This window comes from Sinorhizobium sp. B11, from assembly GCA_039725955.1.
GTDB lineage: Bacteria > Pseudomonadota > Alphaproteobacteria > Rhizobiales > Rhizobiaceae > Rhizobium.
The window spans coordinates 987,016-1,008,299 of record CP091034.1 but is presented as its reverse complement, the minus strand read 5'-3'; the positions used below and the strand labels follow the sequence as shown (position 1 = coordinate 1,008,299).

At 61.6% G+C, this 21,284-nt stretch carries 21 protein-coding genes; 14 read left to right on the top strand and 7 right to left on the bottom strand.

Annotated features, from left to right (window positions below; genetic code table 11):
- Positions 1 to 57: 57 nt before the first annotated feature.
- Positions 58 to 789, top strand: coding sequence for a sulfite exporter TauE/SafE family protein (locus LVY75_14740; GenBank protein XAZ24462.1), 732 nt, complete (start codon positions 58 to 60; stop codon positions 787 to 789).
- On the opposite strand, the gene LVY75_14735 is transcribed toward LVY75_14740, so the two are convergent.
- Entirely contained in the window at positions 786 to 1,133 is a 348-nt protein-coding gene (locus tag LVY75_14735) for a nuclear transport factor 2 family protein (GenBank protein XAZ24461.1), read from the bottom strand. The genes LVY75_14740 and LVY75_14735 overlap by 4 nt on opposite strands.
- Before the next feature lie 193 nt (positions 1,134 to 1,326).
- Between LVY75_14735 and LVY75_14730 the strand changes: the two genes are divergently transcribed.
- A complete protein-coding gene (locus LVY75_14730; GenBank protein XAZ24460.1) occupies positions 1,327 to 2,556 on the top strand; it encodes an MFS transporter in 1,230 nt (409 codons plus the stop codon).
- A gap of 3 nt (positions 2,557 to 2,559) precedes the next feature.
- On the opposite strand, the gene LVY75_14725 is transcribed toward LVY75_14730, so the two are convergent.
- Positions 2,560 to 3,168 (bottom strand): TetR/AcrR family transcriptional regulator, encoded by a 609-nt coding sequence (locus tag LVY75_14725; protein ID XAZ24459.1) that lies wholly within the window; start codon positions 3,166 to 3,168, stop codon positions 2,560 to 2,562.
- Between the two features lie 110 nt (positions 3,169 to 3,278).
- Here LVY75_14725 and gstA point away from each other — a divergent pair, with 110 nt between their 5' ends.
- Together gstA and LVY75_14715 are read left to right on the top strand one after the other, a co-directional pair.
- Positions 3,279 to 3,962 carry a glutathione transferase GstA gene (gstA, locus tag LVY75_14720; protein XAZ24458.1) on the top strand — a complete coding sequence of 228 codons (684 nt, stop codon included), beginning with the start codon at positions 3,279 to 3,281 and terminating at the stop codon, positions 3,960 to 3,962.
- 152 nt (positions 3,963 to 4,114) lie between these two features.
- Complete coding sequence (locus LVY75_14715) at positions 4,115 to 5,086, top strand: NADP-dependent oxidoreductase (protein XAZ24457.1); 972 nt, start codon at positions 4,115 to 4,117, stop codon at positions 5,084 to 5,086.
- A gap of 51 nt (positions 5,087 to 5,137) precedes the next feature.
- Here LVY75_14715 and LVY75_14710 read toward each other — a convergent pair whose 3' ends face one another.
- Positions 5,138 to 6,040, bottom strand: a complete 903-nt coding sequence (locus LVY75_14710; protein ID XAZ24456.1) for a LysR family transcriptional regulator — start codon at positions 6,038 to 6,040, stop codon at positions 5,138 to 5,140.
- Positions 6,041 to 6,177: 137 nt separating this feature from the next.
- On the opposite strand from LVY75_14710, the gene LVY75_14705 reads away from it, so the two are divergent.
- The 3 genes from LVY75_14705 (at position 6,178) to LVY75_14695 (ending at position 10,296) form a co-directional block, all read left to right on the top strand.
- Positions 6,178 to 7,371 (top strand): HlyD family secretion protein, encoded by a 1,194-nt coding sequence (locus LVY75_14705; protein XAZ24455.1) that lies wholly within the window; start codon positions 6,178 to 6,180, stop codon positions 7,369 to 7,371.
- Positions 7,372 to 7,446: 75 nt separating this feature from the next.
- The gene (locus LVY75_14700) at positions 7,447 to 9,069 is read left to right on the top strand and encodes a multidrug efflux MFS transporter (GenBank protein ID XAZ24454.1); all 1,623 of its coding nucleotides are present in this window, start codon (positions 7,447 to 7,449) and stop codon (positions 9,067 to 9,069) included.
- A gap of 30 nt (positions 9,070 to 9,099) precedes the next feature.
- On the top strand, positions 9,100 to 10,296 hold the full coding sequence (locus LVY75_14695; protein XAZ24453.1) for an adenylate/guanylate cyclase domain-containing protein: 1,197 nt from the start codon (positions 9,100 to 9,102) through the stop codon (positions 10,294 to 10,296).
- Positions 10,297 to 10,397: 101 nt separating this feature from the next.
- On the opposite strand, the gene LVY75_14690 is transcribed toward LVY75_14695, so the two are convergent.
- Complete coding sequence (locus LVY75_14690) at positions 10,398 to 11,285, bottom strand: branched-chain amino acid aminotransferase (GenBank protein XAZ24452.1); 888 nt, start codon at positions 11,283 to 11,285, stop codon at positions 10,398 to 10,400.
- 251 nt (positions 11,286 to 11,536) lie between these two features.
- On the opposite strand from LVY75_14690, the gene LVY75_14685 reads away from it, so the two are divergent.
- Together LVY75_14685 and LVY75_14680 are read left to right on the top strand one after the other, a co-directional pair.
- Entirely contained in the window at positions 11,537 to 12,577 is a 1,041-nt protein-coding gene (locus LVY75_14685) for a zinc-dependent alcohol dehydrogenase family protein (GenBank protein XAZ24451.1), read from the top strand.
- 107 nt (positions 12,578 to 12,684) lie between these two features.
- Positions 12,685 to 13,590, top strand: a complete 906-nt coding sequence (locus LVY75_14680) for an adenylate/guanylate cyclase domain-containing protein (GenBank protein XAZ24450.1) — start codon at positions 12,685 to 12,687, stop codon at positions 13,588 to 13,590.
- A gap of 3 nt (positions 13,591 to 13,593) precedes the next feature.
- Here LVY75_14680 and tetR read toward each other — a convergent pair whose 3' ends face one another.
- Entirely contained in the window at positions 13,594 to 14,205 is a 612-nt protein-coding gene (gene tetR / locus LVY75_14675) for a tetracycline resistance transcriptional repressor TetR (GenBank protein XAZ24449.1), read from the bottom strand.
- Between the two features lie 77 nt (positions 14,206 to 14,282).
- Between tetR and tet the strand changes: the two genes are divergently transcribed.
- A complete protein-coding gene (gene tet, locus LVY75_14670; GenBank protein XAZ24448.1) occupies positions 14,283 to 15,461 on the top strand; it encodes a Tet(A)/Tet(B)/Tet(C) family tetracycline efflux MFS transporter in 1,179 nt (392 codons plus the stop codon).
- 42 nt (positions 15,462 to 15,503) lie between these two features.
- On the opposite strand, the gene LVY75_14665 is transcribed toward tet, so the two are convergent.
- A complete protein-coding gene (locus LVY75_14665; GenBank protein XAZ24447.1) occupies positions 15,504 to 16,322 on the bottom strand; it encodes a sugar phosphate isomerase/epimerase in 819 nt (272 codons plus the stop codon).
- 272 nt (positions 16,323 to 16,594) lie between these two features.
- On the opposite strand from LVY75_14665, the gene LVY75_14660 reads away from it, so the two are divergent.
- The 3 genes from LVY75_14660 to LVY75_14650 all read left to right on the top strand — a co-directional run bounded on the left by LVY75_14660 (position 16,595) and on the right by LVY75_14650 (position 18,939).
- Positions 16,595 to 17,059, top strand: a complete 465-nt coding sequence (locus LVY75_14660; GenBank protein XAZ24446.1) for a cupin domain-containing protein — start codon at positions 16,595 to 16,597, stop codon at positions 17,057 to 17,059.
- 179 nt (positions 17,060 to 17,238) lie between these two features.
- Positions 17,239 to 18,009, top strand: a complete 771-nt coding sequence (gene tam / locus LVY75_14655; protein ID XAZ25724.1) for a trans-aconitate 2-methyltransferase — start codon at positions 17,239 to 17,241, stop codon at positions 18,007 to 18,009.
- 219 nt (positions 18,010 to 18,228) lie between these two features.
- A complete protein-coding gene (locus tag LVY75_14650) occupies positions 18,229 to 18,939 on the top strand; it encodes a hypothetical protein (GenBank protein XAZ24445.1) in 711 nt (236 codons plus the stop codon).
- Positions 18,940 to 18,998: 59 nt separating this feature from the next.
- Here LVY75_14650 and LVY75_14645 read toward each other — a convergent pair whose 3' ends face one another.
- Positions 18,999 to 19,622, bottom strand: coding sequence for a LysE family transporter (locus LVY75_14645; GenBank protein XAZ24444.1), 624 nt, complete (start codon positions 19,620 to 19,622; stop codon positions 18,999 to 19,001).
- A 148-nt stretch (positions 19,623 to 19,770) separates the two neighbouring features.
- Here LVY75_14645 and zwf point away from each other — a divergent pair, with 148 nt between their 5' ends.
- Complete coding sequence (zwf, locus tag LVY75_14640) at positions 19,771 to 21,279, top strand: glucose-6-phosphate dehydrogenase (GenBank protein ID XAZ24443.1); 1,509 nt, start codon at positions 19,771 to 19,773, stop codon at positions 21,277 to 21,279.
- The last annotated feature ends 5 nt before the right edge of the window (positions 21,280 to 21,284 follow it).

The following is a 21,284-nucleotide window of genomic DNA, read 5'->3' as shown; positions in this document are numbered from 1 at the left end:
GCCCTCAGCGTGTTTGCAGTATGCCTTCGGTCAGCCCTTTGCTCGTCAAGGATTTTCATGAGCACGGATTTCTTCCTCTTCATCGTCATCGGCTTCTGCGCACAGATCATCGATGGCGCGCTCGGCATGGCCTTCGGCGTGCTGTCCACGACCAGCCTGCTGACGCTCGGCGTCCCAGCCGCCAATGCCAGCGCCATGACGCACGTGACGGAGCTGTTCACGACGGCAGCATCGGGCATTTCCCATGCCTGGCACCGCAATGTCGACTGGAAGCTCGTGGCGCGGCTGGCGCCGGCCGGCATGATCGGCGGGGCCGTCGGCGCCTTCCTGCTTGCCAGTGTCGATGGCAAGCTGATCGAGCCCTTCGTCTCGGCCTATCTGATCGTGATCGGCCTCCTCATTCTCTGGAAGGCTTTCCACCCGGCTCCGAAGCGTGATGTCCGCGACTGGATGGTGCCGCCGGTTGGGGTTTGCGCCGGCGTGCTGGATGCGATCGGCGGCGGCGGATGGGGACCGATCGTCACCAGCTCGCTCGTCGGCCGCGGCCATGATCCGAAGCGGGTTATCGGATCGACCAATTTCACCGAGTTCGCGGTGACGCTGACGATCTCGATCACCTTCTTGCTGACACTCGGCTGGTCGGAGCTCGGCTCGGCAGCGGGCCTGATCATCGGCGGGGTGATCGCCGCACCCTTCGGGGCGATCCTCGTCAAGCGCCTGCGGGTGAAACCGCTGATGGTCGCAGTTTCAATCATCATTATCGCGACATCTGCGATACGGTTTTTCTAGCCAGTGTTTCGGCCGAAATAGACATCGACGCCGGAGATCTTCTCGCCGTCGAAGCGAAAGCTTTCCATATTGCGGAAGGCTTTGCCGCTGGTCATCTCGGCCCGGTAGCGCACGACAGCCTCTTCGCCGTCGACCGCCAGGAACTCGATGTCGAAGCCCGTCAGTGCCGGCTCGTTCGGCCAGCAGCGCTCGAAATAGGTTGCACGGTCGATATGGTCGTCCTGCGGGCTGGAAAAGGTAAAGTCCTCCGTCAGCATCGCATCGACGATATCCTTCCGCTGATCGATATAGGCTGCGTAGAGATCGCGCAGCATCCGTGCGCGGGCCTCGTTCCTGCTGGTCATAATCGCTTCCTCCTTCGATAATCTGATTTCATTTTGCAATCAGTTAGAGGCCCGATCATGACTTTCAAGCCGCCTTTTGCGCCGGGGGCAGGTCGGATCGGGCGGAATCCGTCCTTGGCAGGCCGCGGGGCGGTGCGTAAAGTGAGGATAGCTTCATCTTGGCGTAGCCAGACAGTACCGAAGAAGATCCGCAATGACCGATACGCAATGGGACGCCGCGAAGGTGGCGCCCGGCTCCGCCTACTGGAAACGCAACCTCGTCATCTCGCTGCTTGGCTCGTTCACGACCATTGTGGCGATGACGCTGCTGCTTCCGTTCCTTCCGCTTTATGTGGAGGAGCTCGGCGTGAGTAACCATGCGGCGATCGTGCAGTGGTCGGGCATCGCCTATGGCGCGACCTTCCTTGCTGCCGCCTGCGTGGCGCCGATCTGGGGCCGGCTCGGCGACATCTACGGACGCAAGCTTATGCTGGTGCGCGCCAGCCTCGGCATGACGATCGCCATATCGCTGATGGGCATGGCCGGCAGCGTCTGGCAACTCGTGGCGCTGCGCCTTTTCGTCGGCCTGGCCGGCGGTTATGCATCCGGCTCGATGGTGCTGGTGGCGACACAGACGCCGAAAGACCGGTCCGCCTGGGCGCTCGGCGTGCTCTCGTCAGGCATCATGGCCGGCAATCTCGTCGGTCCTCTGATCGGCGGGGCGCTGCCGCCTATCATCGGCATCCGTGGCACGTTTCTGGCGGCCGGCGGCATGATCTTCTTCGCCTTCCTGGCGACGACCTTCCTGATCAAGGAAGAGAAGTCGGCGGCCCGCAAACAGGCGGCCAAGGCATCCGGCGGCTGGAAATCCATTCCCGACAAGCGGCCGGTCGTCGCAATGCTGGCAACCGGGCTGCTGCTGATGCTCGCCAATATGTCGATCGAGCCGATCATCACCGTCTATGTGGCGCAAATCGTGCCCGACCAGGGCCAGGTAACGATGATTTCCGGCATCGTCATGTCGGCGGCAGCGCTGGGCAGCATTCTGTCTGCCTCGCGGCTCGGGAAGCTTGCCGACCGGATCGGTCATTGGCCGGTCATTGCCGGCGCGCTCGCGATCGCGGGGCTGCTGCTCATTCCGCAGGCCTTCGTGAACGCCTCATGGCAACTGATCGGCCTGCGCTTCCTGATGGGACTGGCGCTTGGCGGGCTGTTGCCCTGCATCACCGCGGTCATCCGGCATAGTGTGCCTGATAGTGCCGCCGGCAGTATTCTGGGCCTGTCCATCTCTTCGCAATATGTGGGACAGGTCGCCGGGCCCGTTCTCGGCGGCTTTGTCGGCGGGCATATCGGCATGCCGGCAGTCTTTCTCGGCACCTGCGTCCTGCTTCTTGCGGGTGCGGCCTTCACATGGCTGGTGCGCACGAAGAGCGAGGAAGCCTGAGGTTCAGGCTTTGCCGCAAATCATGTCGACGCCGGACTGTGCCAGGGCCTCCAGCGTCTCGCGACTGTCGCCGGCGCGAGCGCGGACGGCCAGCGAATGCATGACGGCGGAGGCGAGCCTTGCAAGAGTGTGAGGGTCGCCTCCATCCGGCAACTCGCGCCGCTCTAACGCGAGCTTCAGGCGCTTTTCGATCTCGCCGTCGAAATCATCCAGGCTGCGGCTCAATACTTCCCGGACGCGTTCATGCTGGATCGCCTCGGCTGTTGCGGTTCCGATGAGAAAACAGCCCCGCGCGGCTGTTTCGCCGTGAAGATAGATCTCCAGAGCCCGTTGATAGACACGTGCGAGGTTTTCGCGCAGCGGCAGCGATGGGTCGAGCGCATCGGCAAGCACATCCATACTCTCGGCGCGATAGCCCTCGAGTGCATCGAGATAGAGGTCTTCCTTGTCTCCAAAGGCGCCATAGAGGCTCGGGCGATTGAGCTGAGTGGCGGCGCTCAACGTATCCAGCGACGTACCGGCAAAACCCCGATCCCAGAAGACCTCCCTTGCCTTCTGCAAGGTCACCTTCGCATCGAAAGCCCGTGGACGCCCGCGCTTCTTCTCGCTCATTTTGTACCATTTCGCATAAAATAATTGACCAAGGGAATTTTATGCGAAATAGTACAAATGTCCAACGGATTGATGCAGACGGCCTCGCACCGTCGCAGGAGGAGAAAAACATGAAGCTCTATATGCACGCGGCCGCCTGTTCGCTCTCGCCGCATATTGTCTGCCAGGAGCTCGGTATCGATATCGAGCTCATCACGGTCGATCGAAAGACACATCGCACCAGCAACGGCGAGGACTATCTCGCCATCAATGGCAACGGCTATGTGCCGGCGCTTATGCTCGATGATGGCAAGGTACTGACGGAGGGGCCGGCGATCGTGCAGTTTCTTGCAGACAGCGCTCCTGATGGAAGACGCATGCTGCCCGAGATCGGTAGCTTCGGCCGCAATCAGGTGCAATCCCTGCTGAACTTCATCACATCGGAGCTGCACAAGCCGATGGTGATGCTCTTCAATGCTGATTACGCTACCGTGCATGAGGCGATGCGTGCGGTCGTTCAGAAGCGCCTCGGCTGGATCAACGGAAGGCTTGCCGGCCCTTATCTCACCGGCGAGAATTTCACGGTCGCGGATGCCTATCTCTTCGTCTGCCTCAACTGGTCGCCCTGGATTGCGATCGATCTCGATCTTTTTCCAGCTCTTCCTGCCTTCATGAAGCGCGTCGCTGCCCGCCCGGCCGTACAGGCGGCATTGAGCGAGGAAGGGCTTATGGCCTTCAATGCCGGCGGCAATTTCTTTGCGCCCATCGCCTATATCCAGTCCGCCGGATATGTCGGCTCTCCGGTCCGGCCGTGATAGAATGCCGGTCCGGCAGGAAGCGCCGCCGGACCGGATTATCCTTTGATGGTTGATAATCCTTCCCGAACAGCATGGATTATCGAAAGCCTTCGATGGCGGCATCTTCACTCCATCGAAACCGGTAGCCCGGTCAAACAAAGGAGCGAACAATGACCACCTTAGCGGAGAATGTCGCGAAGACAGGTAAAACCATGAAAGCCTGCAGGGTCCACGCGTTCGGACCGCCGGAAGCTATCATTCAGGAGCAGGTCGAGATCCCCGCGCCCGGTAAGGAAGAGGTTCTGATCAAGGTGCATGCGGCCGGTGTCGGCCCCTGGGATGGCTGGATCCGATCCGGCAACAGCGCCCTGCCCCAGCCCTTGCCGCTGACACTCGGTTCCGATCTCTCGGGCACGATCGAAGCGGTCGGCGAAGGTGTTACGCACGTGGCCCGCGGCGATGCCGTCTATGGCGTTACCAATCCCCGCTTCATCGACGCCTATGCGCAATATGCGATTGCAGTCGCCGGGATGATTGCTGCAAAGCCCGAAAGCATCGGCCATGTCGAAGCTGCCTCGATCCCCGTTATCGCTGTTACGGCAAAGCAGGCGCTGTTCGACCAAGCCAAACTTACCGCCGGACAAACCGCCCTCATCCATGGCGCGGCCGGCAATGTCGGCGCCTATGCCGTGCAATTCGCCCACAAGGCCGGGCTGAACGTGATCGCGACGGCCAGCGGCGGCGATATCGACACCGTCAAGCGGCTCGGCGCCGATGTGGTCGTCGACTTCCGCAGCCAGCACTTCGAGGATTTCGCTCACGATGTCGATGCCGTCATCGATCTTGTCGGCGGTGAGACGCAGACCCGTTCCTTCGCGGTGTTGAAGCGCAGTGGCAGGCTGATTTCGGCCGTCTCGCGGCCGGATCAGGAGCTTGCCAAGGCCAAAGGCGTCGAAGCGCTCTTCTTCCTCGTCAATGTCACGACGAAGGAGCTCCGTGACATCGCTGCGATGGTCGATGCCGGCGAACTCGAAACGAATGTCGGCGATGTGCTGCCACTCGATGCGGCAATCACGGCGCATGAGATGCTGGAGGGCAAACGCCCGCATGCAAAGGGCAAGATCGTCCTGCAAGTCGCCTGAGATGATCCCGGACAGCGTTCGATGGGATAAACAGTCCCAACGGATGCTTTATCACGCCATCCATTTGCGGTGCTCGGCGAACCGCTCCACAAGCATATCCAGGAACAACCGCACCTTGGTCGGCAGATGGCTGCGGTTCGGATAGACGGCGTTGATATGGATCTCGACGCCGCGATAGTCCGGCATCATCCGCACGAGGCGACCGGCCTCCAGATCCTCGAATACGACGAAGCTCGGCGCGAGGAAGATGCCCTGCCCGTTCAGCACCAGATAGCGCAGCGTCTCGGCGCTGTTGGAAATGATGCTTCCGCCCACCTTGACGCTTTCCTGCCGCCCCTCGGCATCCTCGAAACGCCATTCCTCACCGAAGGGATAGTATGCATATTGCAGGCAATTGTGCTCGGCGACCTCGGCCGGCGTCGTCGGCATGGCGTGGGTCTTCAGATAGTCGGGTGAGCAGACGAGAAAATGCCGCCAGGGCGTCAGCTTGCGCGCAACGAGGCTCGAATCCGGCGATGGCGTCGTGCGGATCACCAGATCATATCCGTCCTCGATCATGTCCACCGCGCGCTCGCCGATGTTGAAATCGATCTGGACGGCAGGATAGAGCGTCATGAACTCGTTGATGACGGGCAGCAGGAAACGGACGATGGCGCTGCTGGTGTAGAATCTCAGCGTGCCGCGTGGCGTCGAACTCAGGGCACCCGCAGCACGATCCGCCTCTTCGAGATCTGCCAGGATCTGCGACGAGCGCTCGTAATAATATTTGCCGGTCTCGGTCAGGCTTACCTTGCGCGTGGTGCGGTTCAGGAGCCGCACGCCGAGGCGATCTTCCAATGATTGCACATGGTTGCCCACCATGGTGACGGACATGTTGAGGCGCCGCGCGGCAGCGGAAAAGCCGCCACACTCCACCACCCGACCGAAGACTGTGAGACTGGTCAGCCGATCCATATCGCTCCTCGATTATCCGCTGAGAGTTGATGATCCTTCCCGAAAACAGCAGATTATCAGAAAGCACTGCTGGGTCCATCTTCCACTCATCGAACAGGGCTTCGCACGAACGAAGCAAAGACGAATGGAGAAGGACAATGGTTGAACTGCCCCGCAACGAAGCTTTCAAGACCGTCCAACCGGCCGAAAGCGCCCCCGCCGCCGAAGCGATGGCTGCAGCGGCAGCGGCCGTGGAGACCCCGAAGAAGAATGGCCGCAAGTTCTTCAAGCGCGCCGTGATCGCCGCAGCCCTGCTCGCCGGCGCCGCCTTCGCCGGTGATTTCGGTCACCATTACTGGACCGTCGGCCGTTTCATCGAATCCACCGACGATGCCTATGTGAAGGCCGACTATACGACGGTCGCCCCGAAGGTCGCCGGCTATATCAAGCAGGTGCTCGTCAACGACAATGACACGGTCAAGGCCGGACAGGTTCTCGCCCGCATCGACGACCGTGATTTTCAGGCAGCGCTCTCCCAGGCCAAGGCCGATGTGAAAGCAGCCGAGGCTGCCGTTACCAATCTCGACGCGCAGATCTCGCTGCAGCAGTCGATCATCGAACAGGCCCATGCAACACTCGATGCCTCGCAGGCTTCGCTTGCCTTCGCCCAGTCCGATGCGGCCCGTGCCGGCCGGCTGATTACCAATGGTGCCGGAACGCAATCCCGCGCCGAACAGAGCCAGTCGCTGAAGGATCAGGCTGCCGCTGCAGTCGAGCGCGATCAGGCTGCTGTCGTCGCCGCCGAGAACAAGGTGCCGGTGCTGCAGACCCAGCGTGAACAGCTGCTTGCCCAGCGCGACCGCGCCGTTGCTGCCGCCAGCCAGGCGGAGCTCAATCTTTCCTACACGGAAATCGTCGCCGCCGTTGACGGCACGGTCGGCGCCCGCTCGATCCGCGTCGGCCAGTATGTCACCTCGGGCACGCAGCTGATGGCGGTCGTGCCGCTGCATGCGGTCTATGTGATCGCTAACTTCAAGGAAACGCAGCTGACCTTTGTGCGCCCCGGCCAGATGGTCGAGATCAAGGTCGACAGCTTCCCCGATGTTGCGATCAAGGGCCATGTCGACAGCGTTTCGCCGGCCAGCGGCCTCGAATTCTCGCTGCTGCCACCGGACAACGCCACCGGCAACTTCACCAAGATCGTCCAGCGCATCCCGGTCAAGATCGTCATCGACGACGAACGCCTTGCCGGCCTGCTGCGCTCGGGCATGTCCGTGATCCCCGACATCGATACCAAGGCCGCCCAGACCTCCGCGGCCGCGGCGGAAGGATTATCCACCCCTGCTGGATGATCCTTCCATTCCTTTCTCAATTATCACCCGAACAGCGTCATGAGACAGTTCCGCAGAGCCGGAAGGAGATAAGTCATGGCTACGCTTCAGATCGCCGCAAACAGCAATTCGGTCGCGCGCCCTGCCGCTGCGATCGCCCCTGCCGCCAAACCCGTCATGAGCCCGCTTCGCATGTGGACCGCGGTCGTCGGCTCCACGCTCGGCGCCTTCATGGCGATCCTCAACATCCAGATCGTCAATGCTTCGCTGGCCGATATCCAGGGCGCTATCGGCGCCGGCACCGACGATGGTGGCTGGATCTCGACCTCCTATCTGATTGCCGAGATCGTCGTCATTCCGCTCAGCGCATGGCTTGCCCGGGTCTTTTCGGTCCGCAACTATCTGCTGGTCAACGCCATCCTCTTCCTGGTCTTCTCGGTCGCCTGCGCCTTCGCTGTCAACCTGCAGCAGATGATCATCCTGCGCGCCATCCAGGGCTTTACCGGCGGCGTGCTGATCCCGATGGCCTTCACCATCATCATCACGCTGCTGCCCAAGCCCAAGCAGCCGATCGGCCTCGCGCTCTTTGCGCTCTCGGCAACCTTTGCGCCGGCGATCGGCCCGACCATCGGCGGCTATTTCACCGAAAACTGGGGCTGGGAATATATCTTCTATATCAACCTCGTTCCCGGCGCCCTGATGGTCGGCATGCTCTGGGCTTCGCTCGACCGTGCGCCGATGAACCTCGGCCTGCTCGCCAAGGGTGACTGGCCCGGCATCATCACCATGGCGATCGGTCTTGCCGCGCTTCAGACCGTGCTCGAAGAAGGCAACAAGGAAGACTGGTTCGGCTCGGAGTTCATCGTCCGCCTCTCGATCATCGCGGCCGTCTCGCTGACGCTCTTTCTCATCATCGAACTGAAAGTCGCCCATCCGCTCCTGAACCTGCGGCTGTTTGCCCGCCGTAATTTCGGCTTCGGCATCCTTGCGAATTTCCTGCTGGGTATCGCGCTCTATGGCTCGGTCTTCGTGTTGCCGATCTACCTGGCCCGCATCCAGGGCTACAACTCCGAGCAGATCGGCTTTGTGCTTGCCTGGACCGGCATCCCGCAGCTCCTGCTGATTCCGCTGGTGCCGCGCCTGATGAAGCGGTTCGATATTCGCCTGCTGATCATCGTCGGCTTTGCGCTCTTTGCCGTCTCGAACTTCATGAACGTGCATATGACAGGCGATTATGCGAGCGATCAGCTCTTCTGGCCGAATGTCGTGCGTGCCGTCGGTCAGGCGCTGGTCTTCACGCCGCTCTCGGCGATCGCCACGGCAGGCATAGAGCCGGAGAATGCCGGCTCGGCTTCCGCGCTCTTCAACATGATGCGCAACCTCGGCGGTGCCGTCGGCATTGCCTCGCTGCAGACCTTCCTGTCGAAGCGCGAGCAGTTCCATTCGAATATCCTGACCAACTCGGTCTCGGTCTTCGAGGAAGCCACCCGCGACCGTGTCGCCAGGATGACCGCTTACTTCATGAACCATGGCGTCACCGATCAGGCGCTTGCCACTCACAAGGCAGTCGTTGCCATCGCGCTGAAGCTGCGCAAGCAGGCCAATATCATGGCTTTCAGCGACACCTTCTTCCTGCTCGGCGTCGCCCTTGTGGTGGCCCTGCTTGCCACCCTGCTCCTCAAGAAACCCGGCCAAGTCTCCGGCGGCGGCGCTCACTGAGCGCCCCCGCTCCCAAGGAGGAGAACACCCATGAACAATCTTCTCGACATCGACTATGCCGTTGAAACCAGGGCGCCTGCCGGCAGTCTCAACACGACGGCGGTGCTCGGCCTCATCGAATGGCTGACCGGCGACGAATGCCATGCCCTCGACGAGGTCGGCCTTGTCTCTGGCCTTGGCCGCCGCCTGCGTGCACTCGGCGTTCCGGTCGACCGGCTGACATTGCATCTCATGACGCTGCATCCGGAATATATCGGTCGCACCATCGCCTGGGCGCCAGGCGAACCGGTGGAGATCCATGACCGCGAGCACGGAACGCGGCTGGCCATTGCCAACACGCCGCTTCAGAAGGTTTTCGAAAGCCGCGAAATGCTCGTCGTCGGTCCGGGCCAGAGCCCGCATGGCCGCTGGCAGCATATCGATGTCTTTGCCGGACGCGCTCTGGTGCAGCTGATGATCGCTCCGCTCTGCAATGCCGATGGCCCGGTCAGCGCCGCGATCTTCGGCACCAAGCGGCCGGGCGGTTTCACATCATCGGAAATGCAGGTGATCGAACGCATAATCCCGGCGCTGCGCAATACCAGCGAACTCCGTATCCTGCGCCAGGTCGAACTCAGCCTGCTCGACACCTATATCGGCCCGTTGACGGCGAGCCGCATCCTGGCCGGCCGCATCCGCCAGGGCGAAATCGAATCCATGCAGGCGGCCCTCCTGCTCTGCGACCTCAGAGGTTTTACCGAACTCTCGAACAGGCTGCCGGGCGAGACGGTGCTCGGGTTGCTGAACGCCTATTTCGACCGGGTCATTCCGGCGATTACGCACGAAGGCGGCGAAGTGCTGAAGTTCATGGGCGATGCGGTGCTCGCCTTCTTCCCCGGATATGATGCGACGCGTACCTGCAATGCAGCGCTTTCGGCGGCACGGGCGATCCTCGAAGCGCTCGATGGGTTCAAATATGACGGCATCGGCGCCAAGGCCGGCATCGCGCTGCATCATGGAGAGGTCAGCTACGGCAATATCGGCTCCGGCCGGCGACTGGATTTCACGCTGATCGGCGGGGACGTCAATCTTGTGAGCCGCATCCAGGGCGCATGCAGCGAGCTTGGGGAACAGTTGCTGATGTCGGAGGCGTTTTACGAGGCGGTGAAGCCGGAGGATGCGGTTTCGGCGGGAAGCCATCGGTTGAAGGGCTTCCCTGACGGGGCTGAGTTGTACAGGGTGAGGTAGGTGAACCGCGCCGTACCGCAGGCCCTTCGCATGCCTTAGGGCGTTCGCTGCTGCCATTGATTCACTGGATCAATTGCAGCACGGCGCGGCAGCGCAGCTTGCTACTCATCACTCGCGGAGCGGCCGTAGGCCCAATCCATGTAGAGTTCCAGCGCCTTGCGGGTGACCGGACCTTCCTGGAAGTTGCGGCCGTCGAGCCTGTTGACGCCCACCACCTTGGAATAGTTGCCGGTCGTGAAAATCTCGTCGGCACCCATGAAATCGTCGACCGAGAGCGTCGCCTCGCGCACGTCGAAGCCGGCCTTGTGCAGAAGGCCGAGAATGCGCTGCCGGGTAATGCCGGCAAGGAAGGTACGGTTGGCGACAGGCGTCAGGATCACCCCGTCCTTGACCATGAAGATGTTCGACGAGGCGGTTTCCACGACATTGCCGTTCGTGTCGCGCATCAGCGCATTGTCGAAGCCGCGGCTTTTCGCTTCGGCAATTGCCCGACCGCTGTTCGGATAGAGCGAGCCCGCCTTGGCGTCGGTCATCGCGGTTTCCGGTGTCGGGCGACGATAGGGAGATACGGTGAGCGATGAGCCGCCATGGCCGCCCATTGCCGCTTCGAAAAGGCAAAGTGCAAAACGCGTCGATTCACCGTCGACAGTCACGACGCTGCCCGGCGAACCATGCTCGCCCCAATACATCGGCTTGATATAGATCGGCGTCTTGCCATCGAACTTCTTGACCCCTTCCCAAGTCAGCGCCTCGATCTCTTCGGCAGTCTTGAGTGGCTTCAGACCCATGGCGACTGCAGAGCGGTTGACGCGCTGGCAATGCAGGTCGAGATCGGGCGCAATGCCGTCGAACCAGCGGGCGCCGTCGAAGACCGTGGAGCCGAGCCACATGGCATGCGAAGTCGGCCCGATCAGCGGCGGGTTGCCGGCAATCCATTCTCCGTCGACATAGGTCCATGTGGTCGTGCGGGGTGACGTATCGACGCGCATTTCAGCTCTCCTCCTGAAGTCGGCAAAGCAAAATCCTCACTGCCGGGGGCGGTCAAGCGCAAATTGACGGTTGAAACATCGACGCAAGAAAATGCCGGAGACCGCGTTACGATTGAAATATTGATGCGCGTTTGATGGTGCTAAAACGATGGGTGCATAAAGGAAAATGATGAAAGGCCGACTGGATGGATGCCACTGCCGCGTGCCATCATGGCAGGCGGAAAGGCGCGGGCGGACAAGGAGATGAACAGATGAAAGCCATGTATTACGAAGCCTTCGAACAGGCGCCTGAGATCCGCACCGTGCCGGACCCGACGCCTTCGGAAGACGGCGTGGTCATCGAGGTCGGCGCGACCGGCCTCTGCCGCAGCGACTGGCACGGCTGGATGGGCCATGACCCGGATATCCGTCTGCCGCATGTGCCGGGCCACGAGCTTGCGGGCAAGATCGTCGCGACCGGCAAGGGCGTCGTACGCTTCAAGGTCGGCGACCGGGTGACGGTGCCCTTCGTTTCCGGCTGCGGCCATTGCGGCGAATGCCATTCCGGCAACCAGCAGGTCTGCCCCAACCAGTTTCAGCCGGGCTTTACCCATTGGGGTTCATTCGCCGAATATGTCGGGATCGACTATGCCGACACCAATCTGGTGCATCTGCCAGAAAGCGTGGACGATGCCACCGCGGCGAGCCTTGGCTGCCGCTTCGCCACCTCCTTCCGCGCTGTCGCCGACCAGGCGCGCACCGGCCCGGGCGAATGGATCGCCGTGCACGGTTGCGGTGGCGTCGGGCTTTCGGCGATCATGATCGCCAGTGCACTGGGGGCCAATGCGATCGCCGTCGATATTTCCGTGGAGAAGCTTGCCTTTGCGCGCGAATGCGGGGCTGTCGCCACGATCAATGCTTCCGCGGTCGGCGACGTGGCCGAAGCGGTGCGTGAGATCACCAAGGGCGGCGCGCATGTTTCCATCGATGCGCTCGGCCACCCTGTCACCTGCTTCAATTCGATCAAGAACCTGCGCCGGCGCGGCCGGCATGTGCAGGTGGGGCTGATGCTCGGCGAGCATTCCACACCGCAGATTCCGATGGCGCAGGTGATCGGCCATGAGCTGGAAATCTACGGCAGCCACGGCATGCAGGCCTGGCGTTATGATGCGATGATGTCCATGCTCGCTGCCGGCAAGATCGCGCCACAGAAACTGATCGGCAGACGCATCAGCCTTGAAGAGGCAGTACCGGCGCTGATGACGCTCGACAGGGCCGAGGGCACCGGCATCAGTGTGATTACGCAGTTTTAGGCGGTCGCAAAACGATGGCCCGTGCCGTCGGGCTACCGAACCAAAGGTTGCGATCCCATCTATAGAGTGACGAAGCCAGCGATATGCCGGCGGCGATGGGGGACTTCATGAGCGAGACACAACGCAAGCTGACAACGATCTTTGCAGCCGACGTGCAGGACTATACGCGCATGATGGGCGAGGACGAGGAAGGCACGCTCGCCATGCTCAAGCACTATCGCGATGCCATGTCGCGCCTGATCGCCTCCCATGGCGGGCGCGTGGTCAACACCTGGGGCGACGGGTTGCTTGCCGACTTTCCGAGCGTTGTCGAGGCGGTCCGGGCGGCAATCGACGTCCAGAACGAGCTTGCCGGCAAGAATGCGGCACGACCGATGGACGGACGCATGCTCTTCCGTATCGGCATCAATCTCGGCGATGTCATTGTCGAAGGTGAGGATATCTACGGCGACGGCGTCAATATCGCAGCCCGCCTGCAGGCCTCCGCGCCGGCCGGAGGGATCGTGATCTCCAACACCGTCTATGACCAGGTGCGCAACAAGGTGGCGGTCGGATTTGATTTCCTGGGGGCCTTGGAGATGAAGAATATCGCCGACGCGGTGCCAAGCTATGCCGTTCGCATCGGCGCTGTCGGTCCGGAGCCACAGAAGCCGGCGGCCGCTCCCGAACGGCCTGTCGAGATGCCGAAACCACGATCGGTGGCACCGCGCGGCAGGCTGCGCAAGCTTGGCGGCATTCTGGCTGTCATTGGCGCCATGATCCTAATCATCAATATTGCCACCTGGGAGGGGGAGTTCTGGGCTGTATGGCCGCTGCTCGCCTTCGCCTTCGTCGCGGCGATGATATGGGTGCGCATGCAGGACCGTTTCGACCAGCGCGTCGCCGCGCTTGCCGTCATCGGCGTTGGAATCGTCGCCATCAACATGCTGACATGGCACGGGACATTCTGGGCGATCTGGCCGATGCTGGGACTGTCTGTCGCCGCCGGGATTCGCTGGGCAATGCGCGACTGAGCATCAGGCGCGTTCTGCGAGCCGCCGTTCAGCGCCATCGATCATCATCTGCAGCCCGGCTTCGAAGAAAGCTTCGTGGCCGGATGTGCGGTAATGCACAATTGCCCGGTGTGTGAGCGGGAAATCGGCTGCGGCAGCGTCGAGCTTTTCCTGCTCCGGCGGCGGTTCTGTCTGTTCCTCGATGACGCAGCCGACCGTGTAGCGGGCAAGGGCAACGAGCAGTTCCATGGCGAATTCCGCTTCCATGCCCGCTCCCACGAGGACAGCGATATGGGCTTCGACATTGGGAAGGTCCTGCGGACTGGTTTCCGTGCCGGCATGCACGCGGCCGCCATCGCGATAGCTCAAGAGCGTGCGACGGAAATCACGGGTGTTTTCGAGCATGAAGTCCCGCCAGTTCTCAGGCACGACCGGCCAGTCGTGGGTGTGTCCGCGCGCCATGATCTCCTCGGCCATGGCTTCAATCAGCGCCCGCTTGCTCTTGAAATGCCAGTAAAGCGCGGGCTGGCGCACATTCAGCCGATCGGCGAGCAGCCGTGTGGAGAGGGCATCGATGCCCACCTCGTTCAAGAGCTTCAGCGCTTCGTCGACGATCTGCGCCCGATCCACCTTCATCCTGTTTCCATTCCCTGTTGCCATTTCAATTTATCAGCGATAAGGAACTTATCAGTGATAAATTTTCGGGTAATCCCATGAAAAAGGCGCTCACCGTCATCTATGCCACCGTCATCCTCGATGCGGCCGGCATCGGGCTGACCCTGCCGATCTTTCCGCGGCTCCTGGAGGATGTCGGCCATACCGACAATCTCGGATGGCGATTCGGTGCCTTTCTGGCGCTTTATGCGCTGATGCAGTTCATCTTCTCTCCGGTGCTCGGGTCGCTGTCGGACCGGTTCGGCCGCAAGCCGGTGCTGATGCTGTCGCTTGGCGGGGCGGCGTTCGACTACGTGTTCATGGCCGTTGCTCCATCGCTCTGGCTGCTCTTCATCGGCCGGGCGATCGCCGGCATTACCGGTGCCAGCAATGCGGTCGCTGCCGCCTGCGTGACCGACATTACCGAAGATGCCGAGCGCACGCGCCGCTTCGGCCAGCTCAGCGCCTGCTTCGGCATCGGCTTCATCGCCGGACCGGCGATCGGCGGCGTGTTGGGTGAGTTGTCCGTGCGGCTGCCCTTCATCGCCGCTGCAGGGCTCAATGCAGCCAACCTGCTGATGGCTTTCTTCCTTCTGCCGGAGACGCGCAGAACCGGTGCAGAAGCCGAGAGCCACGAGTTTTCGCCGCTGGCGCATTTCCGCTGGCTGCTGGGCTACCGGCTGCTGCTGCCCCTCGCCGGCGCCTATTTCGTCCTTGCGCTTGTCGGCGAGGTCGGCGGCACGATCTGGGTGCTCTATGGACAGGACAAATTTTCATGGTCGCCGATGATGGTCGGTCTCTCGCTCGCCGCTTTCGGCTTCTTCCATGCCGTCGTGCAGGCCTTCATCGCGGGGCCGATCAGCGAAAGATGGGGGGAGCACCGTGCGCTCCTGATCGGCATCGTCGCCGACAGCGCCGCCTATATCATCATCGCGCTGGTGACAGAGGGCTGGATGGCCTTCCTGCTGATGCCGCTCTTCTGCCTCGGCGGCATCGGGGCGCCCGCCCTGCAGTCTCTGGTGACAGGGCGCGTCGACAGCGATCATCAGGGACGTGCGCAGGGGCTGCTTGCGAGCATGACCAGCCTTGCCTCGATCATCGGGCCGCTGGCGATCAGCACCATCTACTTCGCTTCGCGCGATGTTTTCCCGGGGCTTGTCTGGGTCCTGGGCGCAGGTTTCTATGTGCTCTGCCTGCCCGTTGCCTTCACGCGCCGGTCGAAGGATGCGCCTGCCTGAAAGCGGACGGCGGCGGGATGAACAGCCCGCCGCCTGTCTCCGTTACTGGGCGACGCCGATCGAAGCCAGGTATTCAGCCGAAGCGATGATCTTCGACTTGTCCTTGATCTCGATGATCAGGCGCGGGTTGCTTTCGACCTTGGCAAGGGCAGCGAAGATCGCACGCCAGTTGACCGTGCCTTCGCCCAGCGCCCAGTGGCGGTCGGCATAACCATCGGCATCCTGCAGGTGCACATGGCCGAGGCGGTTGCCGGCGGCATGGACGTAATAATCCACAGGCGGGGCGCCGGTGGAGCCGTGGGCATAGTGGGCATGGCCGGTGTCGATCGAGACGGCGACGGCCGGTGAGTTGAAGCTCTCGGCCAAAGCCACGCGGATATGCGGGTCCTTGTCTTCGATGTTCTCGATGACGAGGGTGCAGCCGATTTCCTCGGCGCGCTTCACCGCATCGCGCATCGTCTGATGGCAGTAATCGATGATGCTTTCGCGCTCGCCGGGATTGTTGTCGAGATTGTTGTAGCCCCACGTCGTATAGGGGCTGTGGACGACCATATGCGTGCCGCCGATCGCAGCGCAGACATCGAGGCCCTGCAGCATACGGCGGGAGACGACGGCGCGGATATCCGGATCCTGCGAGGCGATGACGAATCCCCAGAACGGGCCATGGATGCCGACGCGGCCCTTGTAGCCGTCGAGCAGCTTCCTGACGTGATCGGCGCGCGGGGTCCAATCGCCATTCAGAACATCTGCATTGATGAAGCTCTGCAGTTCGAGATCACGAGACTTTTCGAAGAGCCAGTCACGATGGTTTTCGAGTTCGTTGATCGTCATGGCGGCGCCGACGATGGGAAGAGAAGACATGGGGGTGCTCCGCTGATGGTATGCCGGATTGGCAGGGAAGGATCGGCGCGTTCTATGCGCCTCTTCTGTGTCGCCGATATTACAGAAAAGACGACGGCCAACCTGTCGCACTTGCGCTGCGGGGAAGCCATACCGATATGATCGCGGTCGGCTTCGGAGCCTGAAAGCGCGCAAAGTCGCTTGTTCTTCGCCCCTCCCCCGATTTTGCGGCGGTTGCCAAAACGACCGCGAAGGTCTATCGGACCGCCCCGCAAGAAAAAGAAAGAGACACCATGTCCAACTCATTTGTGAAAACAGATGCCCGGACGGAGGCAAGAAGCTTCTTCGTGCTGGGCGACAAGGTCGAGCGACGGGCTCGCCTCACCGGCAATTGGCTGAACATCTTCGACATGACGGTTGCGCCCGGCGGTAAGACGCCGCGTCACGCCCATGCAAGCCCGGAAGTCTTCCGGATCATCGAGGGCACGCTGACGATCTGGCGGCTGACCGATACCGGGCCGGAAGAGATCCAGGCAAGCGCGGGCGACATCGTCACCATCGCCCCCTTCATGGTGCACGGCTATTCCAACAACGGAACCGTGCCTGCGGTCTTTTCTGCCATCGTCGATCGCGAGATGGCCGAATTCATCGAGACCGAAGGTGTCACCGAACAGCCGCAGGGCAGCCCGTCGCCGGAGACGGTGGCGCGCATGCGGGCGGCTGCAAACGCCCACGGGATCACGATCCTGGCGGCATAGGTCAAATGCGCCGCAGTTGCGGGCAAAGAGACCGTCGGGACACCACGCCGACGTTAAACACATTCCTTTTCCCACCGGGCCGGTCTAGCGTTCGAGATAATCACGCTGTTGGCGGCGACATAGACAAAATTTGCATCCGCCGCGTCGTAGGACGCTGCCCGCCATGAGGAGAGACGATGATGGCATGGTCAGCCAGCCAATATGTGAAATTCGAGGATGAACGCACCCGCCCGGCGCGCGACCTGCTGGCGCAGGTGCCGCTGACGGAGTTGCGCCACGCGGTCGATCTCGGCTGCGGGCCGGGCAATTCGACAGAGCTGATCATCGACCGCTATGGGGCGGCAAATGTTTCCGGCCTCGACAGCGATTTGAACATGCTCGAGGCCGCTCGCAAACGGCTCCCGGGTACGGCTTTCGTCGAGGCGAATCTGTCCACCTGGCAGCCGTCGGAACCGGCGGACCTTTTGTTTGCCAATGCCGTTTTCCAATGGCTGCCCGACCATCTCGATATTTTCGACCGGCTGATGGACGGGCTGGCGCCGGGCGGCGTGCTTGCCGTGCAGATGCCCGACAATCTCGGCGAGCCGAGCCATCTGATGATGGAGGAGACGGCGCATGCCGGCCCGTGGAAGGGTGCCTTCGAGAAGAAGAGCGTACGTCGCAACGTGCTGCCACCTCCTTCGACCTATTACAGCCGGCTGATCGCCAAGTCGTCGCGGGTCGACATCTGGCATACGATCTACAATCATCCGATGGACAACGCGGCTGCCATCGTCGAATGGGTCAAGGGAACGGGTCTTCGCCCCTATCTCGACCATGCCGGCGAAGAGCATCGCGAGGCGTTTCTGGCCGACTATCTGCAACGCGTCGACAGGGTCTATCCAAAGGCGGCCGACGGCAAGGTGCTGTTGAAATTCCCGCGTCTCTTCATGGTGGCCGTGAAGGCCTGACCGGCAAATCCTGATTTCTCTGGCGCCGGCAGCGATTCATCCATCGCTGCCGGCATCGTTTTGTCGTCATTTCGCAAGCCACACGCAAAGTTTGAAGTGTAGCGATCGGTCTTGGGGTTTCTCAATCCAGACGTGCTTTTGCCGGCGTCATCGACGCTGATCGCTATCCGTTAAACGCCTTTGCGCATTGCGCGCGAGGACCGACAAAGAGATTTTGAGATGGTTTCTTCTGTTTCCAACATCAGGCTGCAGACTGCGCAGATCGCGCTGCAGGTGATCAAGGGCGGCTCTTCAGAGAGCAGCTCCAGCAGCAGCACGACCGACCACGATTATTCCAGCCTGCCCTCACAGACCCGCTCGGCGCTCTCGGTCATGCTCGACAAGATCAATGCCGGCAAGGCCGGATCGACAGACGCAGCCGGCAATACTATTGCCAGCACCGATATCACCACCGCCTCCTTCATGGCGCTGCTGCGCCAGAACATGACGGCCGCGGCCGACGCCAAGGGCGCGGGTAGCCAGGAGGCCGCCATGCTTGCCGCCTTCAAGAAGGGCCAGCTGACGGTCACCGATCCGACCCAGGGCGTTTCGATCAAAGCCTGGGACGTGACCGATCCCAAGGAGGCCGATGTCGACCAGAAGAAGGGCACCGACATCAAGACCGACGATTGGAACGACTTCCTGCGTGACCATCTGCAGCGCGATTCGCATGGCCGCCTTGTCAGAAGCGAAAACGGCAGCTTCATCGAGAAGGGCACCGGCAACGAAGTCTATTTCGGCCAGGTTGGCTCGCAGAACTACTACATCACATGGCCGGCGAAGTCCGAGACCAAGCCCGCCAATGGTACCGGCGACAAGCCGGCAACCGACAGCACCGGTTCGAAGCCGGCCACCGATACGACCACCGACAAGTCCGCCTCCAAGGCATAAGGCGACCAACGTTCAAAGACGGCCATTGCGGAAGAACCTTCCGCAATGGCCGTTTTCTTTCAGGAGACAGCAAGCTCGGCCAGCGACAGGACAGCCGTCGCAAGGATGACGAGGCCGAAGCAGATGTTGAGGATCCTTTCGCTCGACGGCTCAAGCCGCATCTTGCCCAAGACGACACCCAGCCACAGCCAGAAAATGTCGACGATAATCATGACGAGGACGCAGAGCACCCATTTGGCCTGCATGTCCAGCGCGCCGTCCTGCGAGAGCCGATAGGCGGCAAACAGCGAGGCGAAGGCGATATAGGCCTTGGGATTGGTGAGACCGAGCACGACACCACCAGCAACGGTCGGCGAAGCGCGCCGACGCGCGGCCGAGAGATCAGCGCCGACCGGTGCCGAGGCAATCTTCCACGATAGCCAGACCAGATAGAGAGCGGCCGCGACCGTCATGATCAACATTGCCATGGGGATTGCCGCGATCAATGACAACAGGCCGGCAGCAGCAGCTGCGGCCGCAACCGCCAGACCGATCTGCAGACCGAGATAGAAGCGCAGGCCGGTCGTCATGCCATGCTGGCGGCCGATCGCCAGAAGAGCAGCAATTGCCGGTCCGGGCGAACCGAGAAGAGCAAGAGCAAGAGCAGCCGTGAGGAAGAAGCCTGCGCTGACAAGGTCGATCATGCACCACCCAATGACATAACGATATCTTTATGTCTTTATATGCTTATGGCGCCGTGTCAAACACTTGTTATCCTTGAGCTGCAAGGTGCTTGCGGCAAAGCCGGAGCGCTTTATATTCGGCCGGACAATTCAGCAGGAGATGACACGCATGGACGCTCACCCCACCCCGCCCGTCACTCTCGTCATCTTCGGCGCCACCGGCGACCTGACACGGCGACTGCTGGTGCCGGCCATCATCAATCTCACACGCAGCCGCCTCGTCGGCACGGATCTCAACATCCTCGGCGTCGGCATCGAACCGGGCGACGATGAATTCCTGCGCCAGCGGCTGGATGCTTTTCTCGCCCATCTCGAAGGCGAGGAGGCAAGCGCGAAGGACGAAGCCTGGGAGAGCCTGCGACCGCGCATCGCCTATCTGCAAGGCGATTTCACCAAGGACGATATCTTCCTCGAAATCGGCAAGCGGCTTGGCAAGACCTGCAATGCGGCCTTCTATCTCGCCGTACCGCCGAGCTTCTTCGGGCCGATTGTCGAAAAACTTGCCAGTCTCGGGCTGATGGACGAGAGCGGGGGCTGCTTCCGCCGCGTGGCAATCGAAAAGCCGTTCGGCACCGACCTCGCGTCAGCGCGTGCCCTGAATGAGCGCATCCTCGCTCAGGTCGAAGAAAGCCAAGTGTACCGGCTCGATCATTTCCTCGGCAAGGAAACGGTGCAGAACCTGATGACGGCGCGTTTTGCCAACATGATGATCGAGTCGCTGTGGAACAACCGCTATATCGACCACGTGCAGATCACCGCCTCGGAGATCGTCGATGTCGGCACACGCGGGAAATTCTACGACGCAACCGGCGCGCTGCGCGACATGATCCCCAACCATCTCTTCCAGCTTCTGGCGATGATTGCCATGGAGCCGCCGAACAGTTTCGACGCCGAGGCGATCCGCAACGAGAAGAGCAAGGTGCTGAAGGCGCTGCGCATCTATACGCCAGAGGAAGCCAAGGCGAATGGCGTGCGCGGGGCTTACGCCGCCGGTCCGCTGAATGGTACCGACTTGCCCGCCTATCGCGATACGAAGGACATTTCGCCTACCAGCAAGACCGAGACCTATGTGGCGCTAAAGCTCTATGCCGATACGTGGCGCTGGGCCGGCGTTCCCTTCTATCTGCGCACCGGCAAGGCGATGACGGCGCGCGATACGGAAATCGTCATCACCTTCCAACCGGTTCCCTTCGCGCAGTTTCGCGAGACGGAGGTCAACCGCCGCCTGCCGCCGAACAGGCTCGTCATCCAGGTACAGCCCGATGAGGGCATGAGCATGGAGATTTCCATCAAGTCACCCGGACAATCCGTCGACACAGTGCCGGTCTCGCTCGATTTCCGCTATGCCGACAAATTCGATATCGGCAAGACGACAGGCTACGAATCGCTGCTCTACGACCTCTTCATCGGCGATCAGACGCTATTCCAGCGCGCCGACGGCATCGAGGCCGGCTGGGCGGCGGTGCAGCCCTTCCTTGACGAGTGGGCTAAGGACGATCGCATTCCGGACCCCTACACTCCCGGCACCATGGGACCCGCCTGCGCCGACGAACTGATCCAGCGCGACGGCCGCGAGTGGCATGAACTGGGCGTTATCCTTCACAGGAACGGCAAATAGCCGTT

Bases quoted from the DNA above. Each gene is read 5' to 3' on its own strand.
- zwf (XAZ24443.1), top strand. From the start codon at position 19,771: ATGGACGCTCACCCCACCCCGCCCGTCACTCTCGTCATCTTCGGCGCC.
- LVY75_14740 (XAZ24462.1), top strand. From the start codon at position 58: ATGAGCACGGATTTCTTCCTCTTCATCGTCATCGGCTTCTGCGCACAG.
- tet (XAZ24448.1), top strand. From the start codon at position 14,283: ATGAAAAAGGCGCTCACCGTCATCTATGCCACCGTCATCCTCGATGCG.
- LVY75_14685 (XAZ24451.1), top strand. From the start codon at position 11,537: ATGAAAGCCATGTATTACGAAGCCTTCGAACAGGCGCCTGAGATCCGC.
- LVY75_14725 (XAZ24459.1), bottom strand. From the start codon at position 3,168: ATGAGCGAGAAGAAGCGCGGGCGTCCACGGGCTTTCGATGCGAAGGTG.
- LVY75_14680 (XAZ24450.1), top strand. From the start codon at position 12,685: ATGAGCGAGACACAACGCAAGCTGACAACGATCTTTGCAGCCGACGTG.
- LVY75_14710 (XAZ24456.1), bottom strand. From the start codon at position 6,040: ATGGATCGGCTGACCAGTCTCACAGTCTTCGGTCGGGTGGTGGAGTGT.
- tam (XAZ25724.1), top strand. From the start codon at position 17,239: ATGGCATGGTCAGCCAGCCAATATGTGAAATTCGAGGATGAACGCACC.
- LVY75_14645 (XAZ24444.1), bottom strand. From the start codon at position 19,622: ATGATCGACCTTGTCAGCGCAGGCTTCTTCCTCACGGCTGCTCTTGCT.
- LVY75_14650 (XAZ24445.1), top strand. From the start codon at position 18,229: ATGGTTTCTTCTGTTTCCAACATCAGGCTGCAGACTGCGCAGATCGCG.
- LVY75_14730 (XAZ24460.1), top strand. From the start codon at position 1,327: ATGACCGATACGCAATGGGACGCCGCGAAGGTGGCGCCCGGCTCCGCC.
- LVY75_14665 (XAZ24447.1), bottom strand. From the start codon at position 16,322: ATGTCTTCTCTTCCCATCGTCGGCGCCGCCATGACGATCAACGAACTC.
- LVY75_14690 (XAZ24452.1), bottom strand. From the start codon at position 11,285: ATGCGCGTCGATACGTCACCCCGCACGACCACATGGACCTATGTCGAC.
- LVY75_14705 (XAZ24455.1), top strand. From the start codon at position 6,178: ATGGTTGAACTGCCCCGCAACGAAGCTTTCAAGACCGTCCAACCGGCC.
- LVY75_14700 (XAZ24454.1), top strand. From the start codon at position 7,447: ATGGCTACGCTTCAGATCGCCGCAAACAGCAATTCGGTCGCGCGCCCT.
- LVY75_14695 (XAZ24453.1), top strand. From the start codon at position 9,100: ATGAACAATCTTCTCGACATCGACTATGCCGTTGAAACCAGGGCGCCT.
- LVY75_14715 (XAZ24457.1), top strand. From the start codon at position 4,115: ATGACCACCTTAGCGGAGAATGTCGCGAAGACAGGTAAAACCATGAAA.
- LVY75_14660 (XAZ24446.1), top strand. From the start codon at position 16,595: ATGTCCAACTCATTTGTGAAAACAGATGCCCGGACGGAGGCAAGAAGC.
- tetR (XAZ24449.1), bottom strand. From the start codon at position 14,205: ATGAAGGTGGATCGGGCGCAGATCGTCGACGAAGCGCTGAAGCTCTTG.
- LVY75_14735 (XAZ24461.1), bottom strand. From the start codon at position 1,133: ATGACCAGCAGGAACGAGGCCCGCGCACGGATGCTGCGCGATCTCTAC.
- gstA (XAZ24458.1), top strand. From the start codon at position 3,279: ATGAAGCTCTATATGCACGCGGCCGCCTGTTCGCTCTCGCCGCATATT.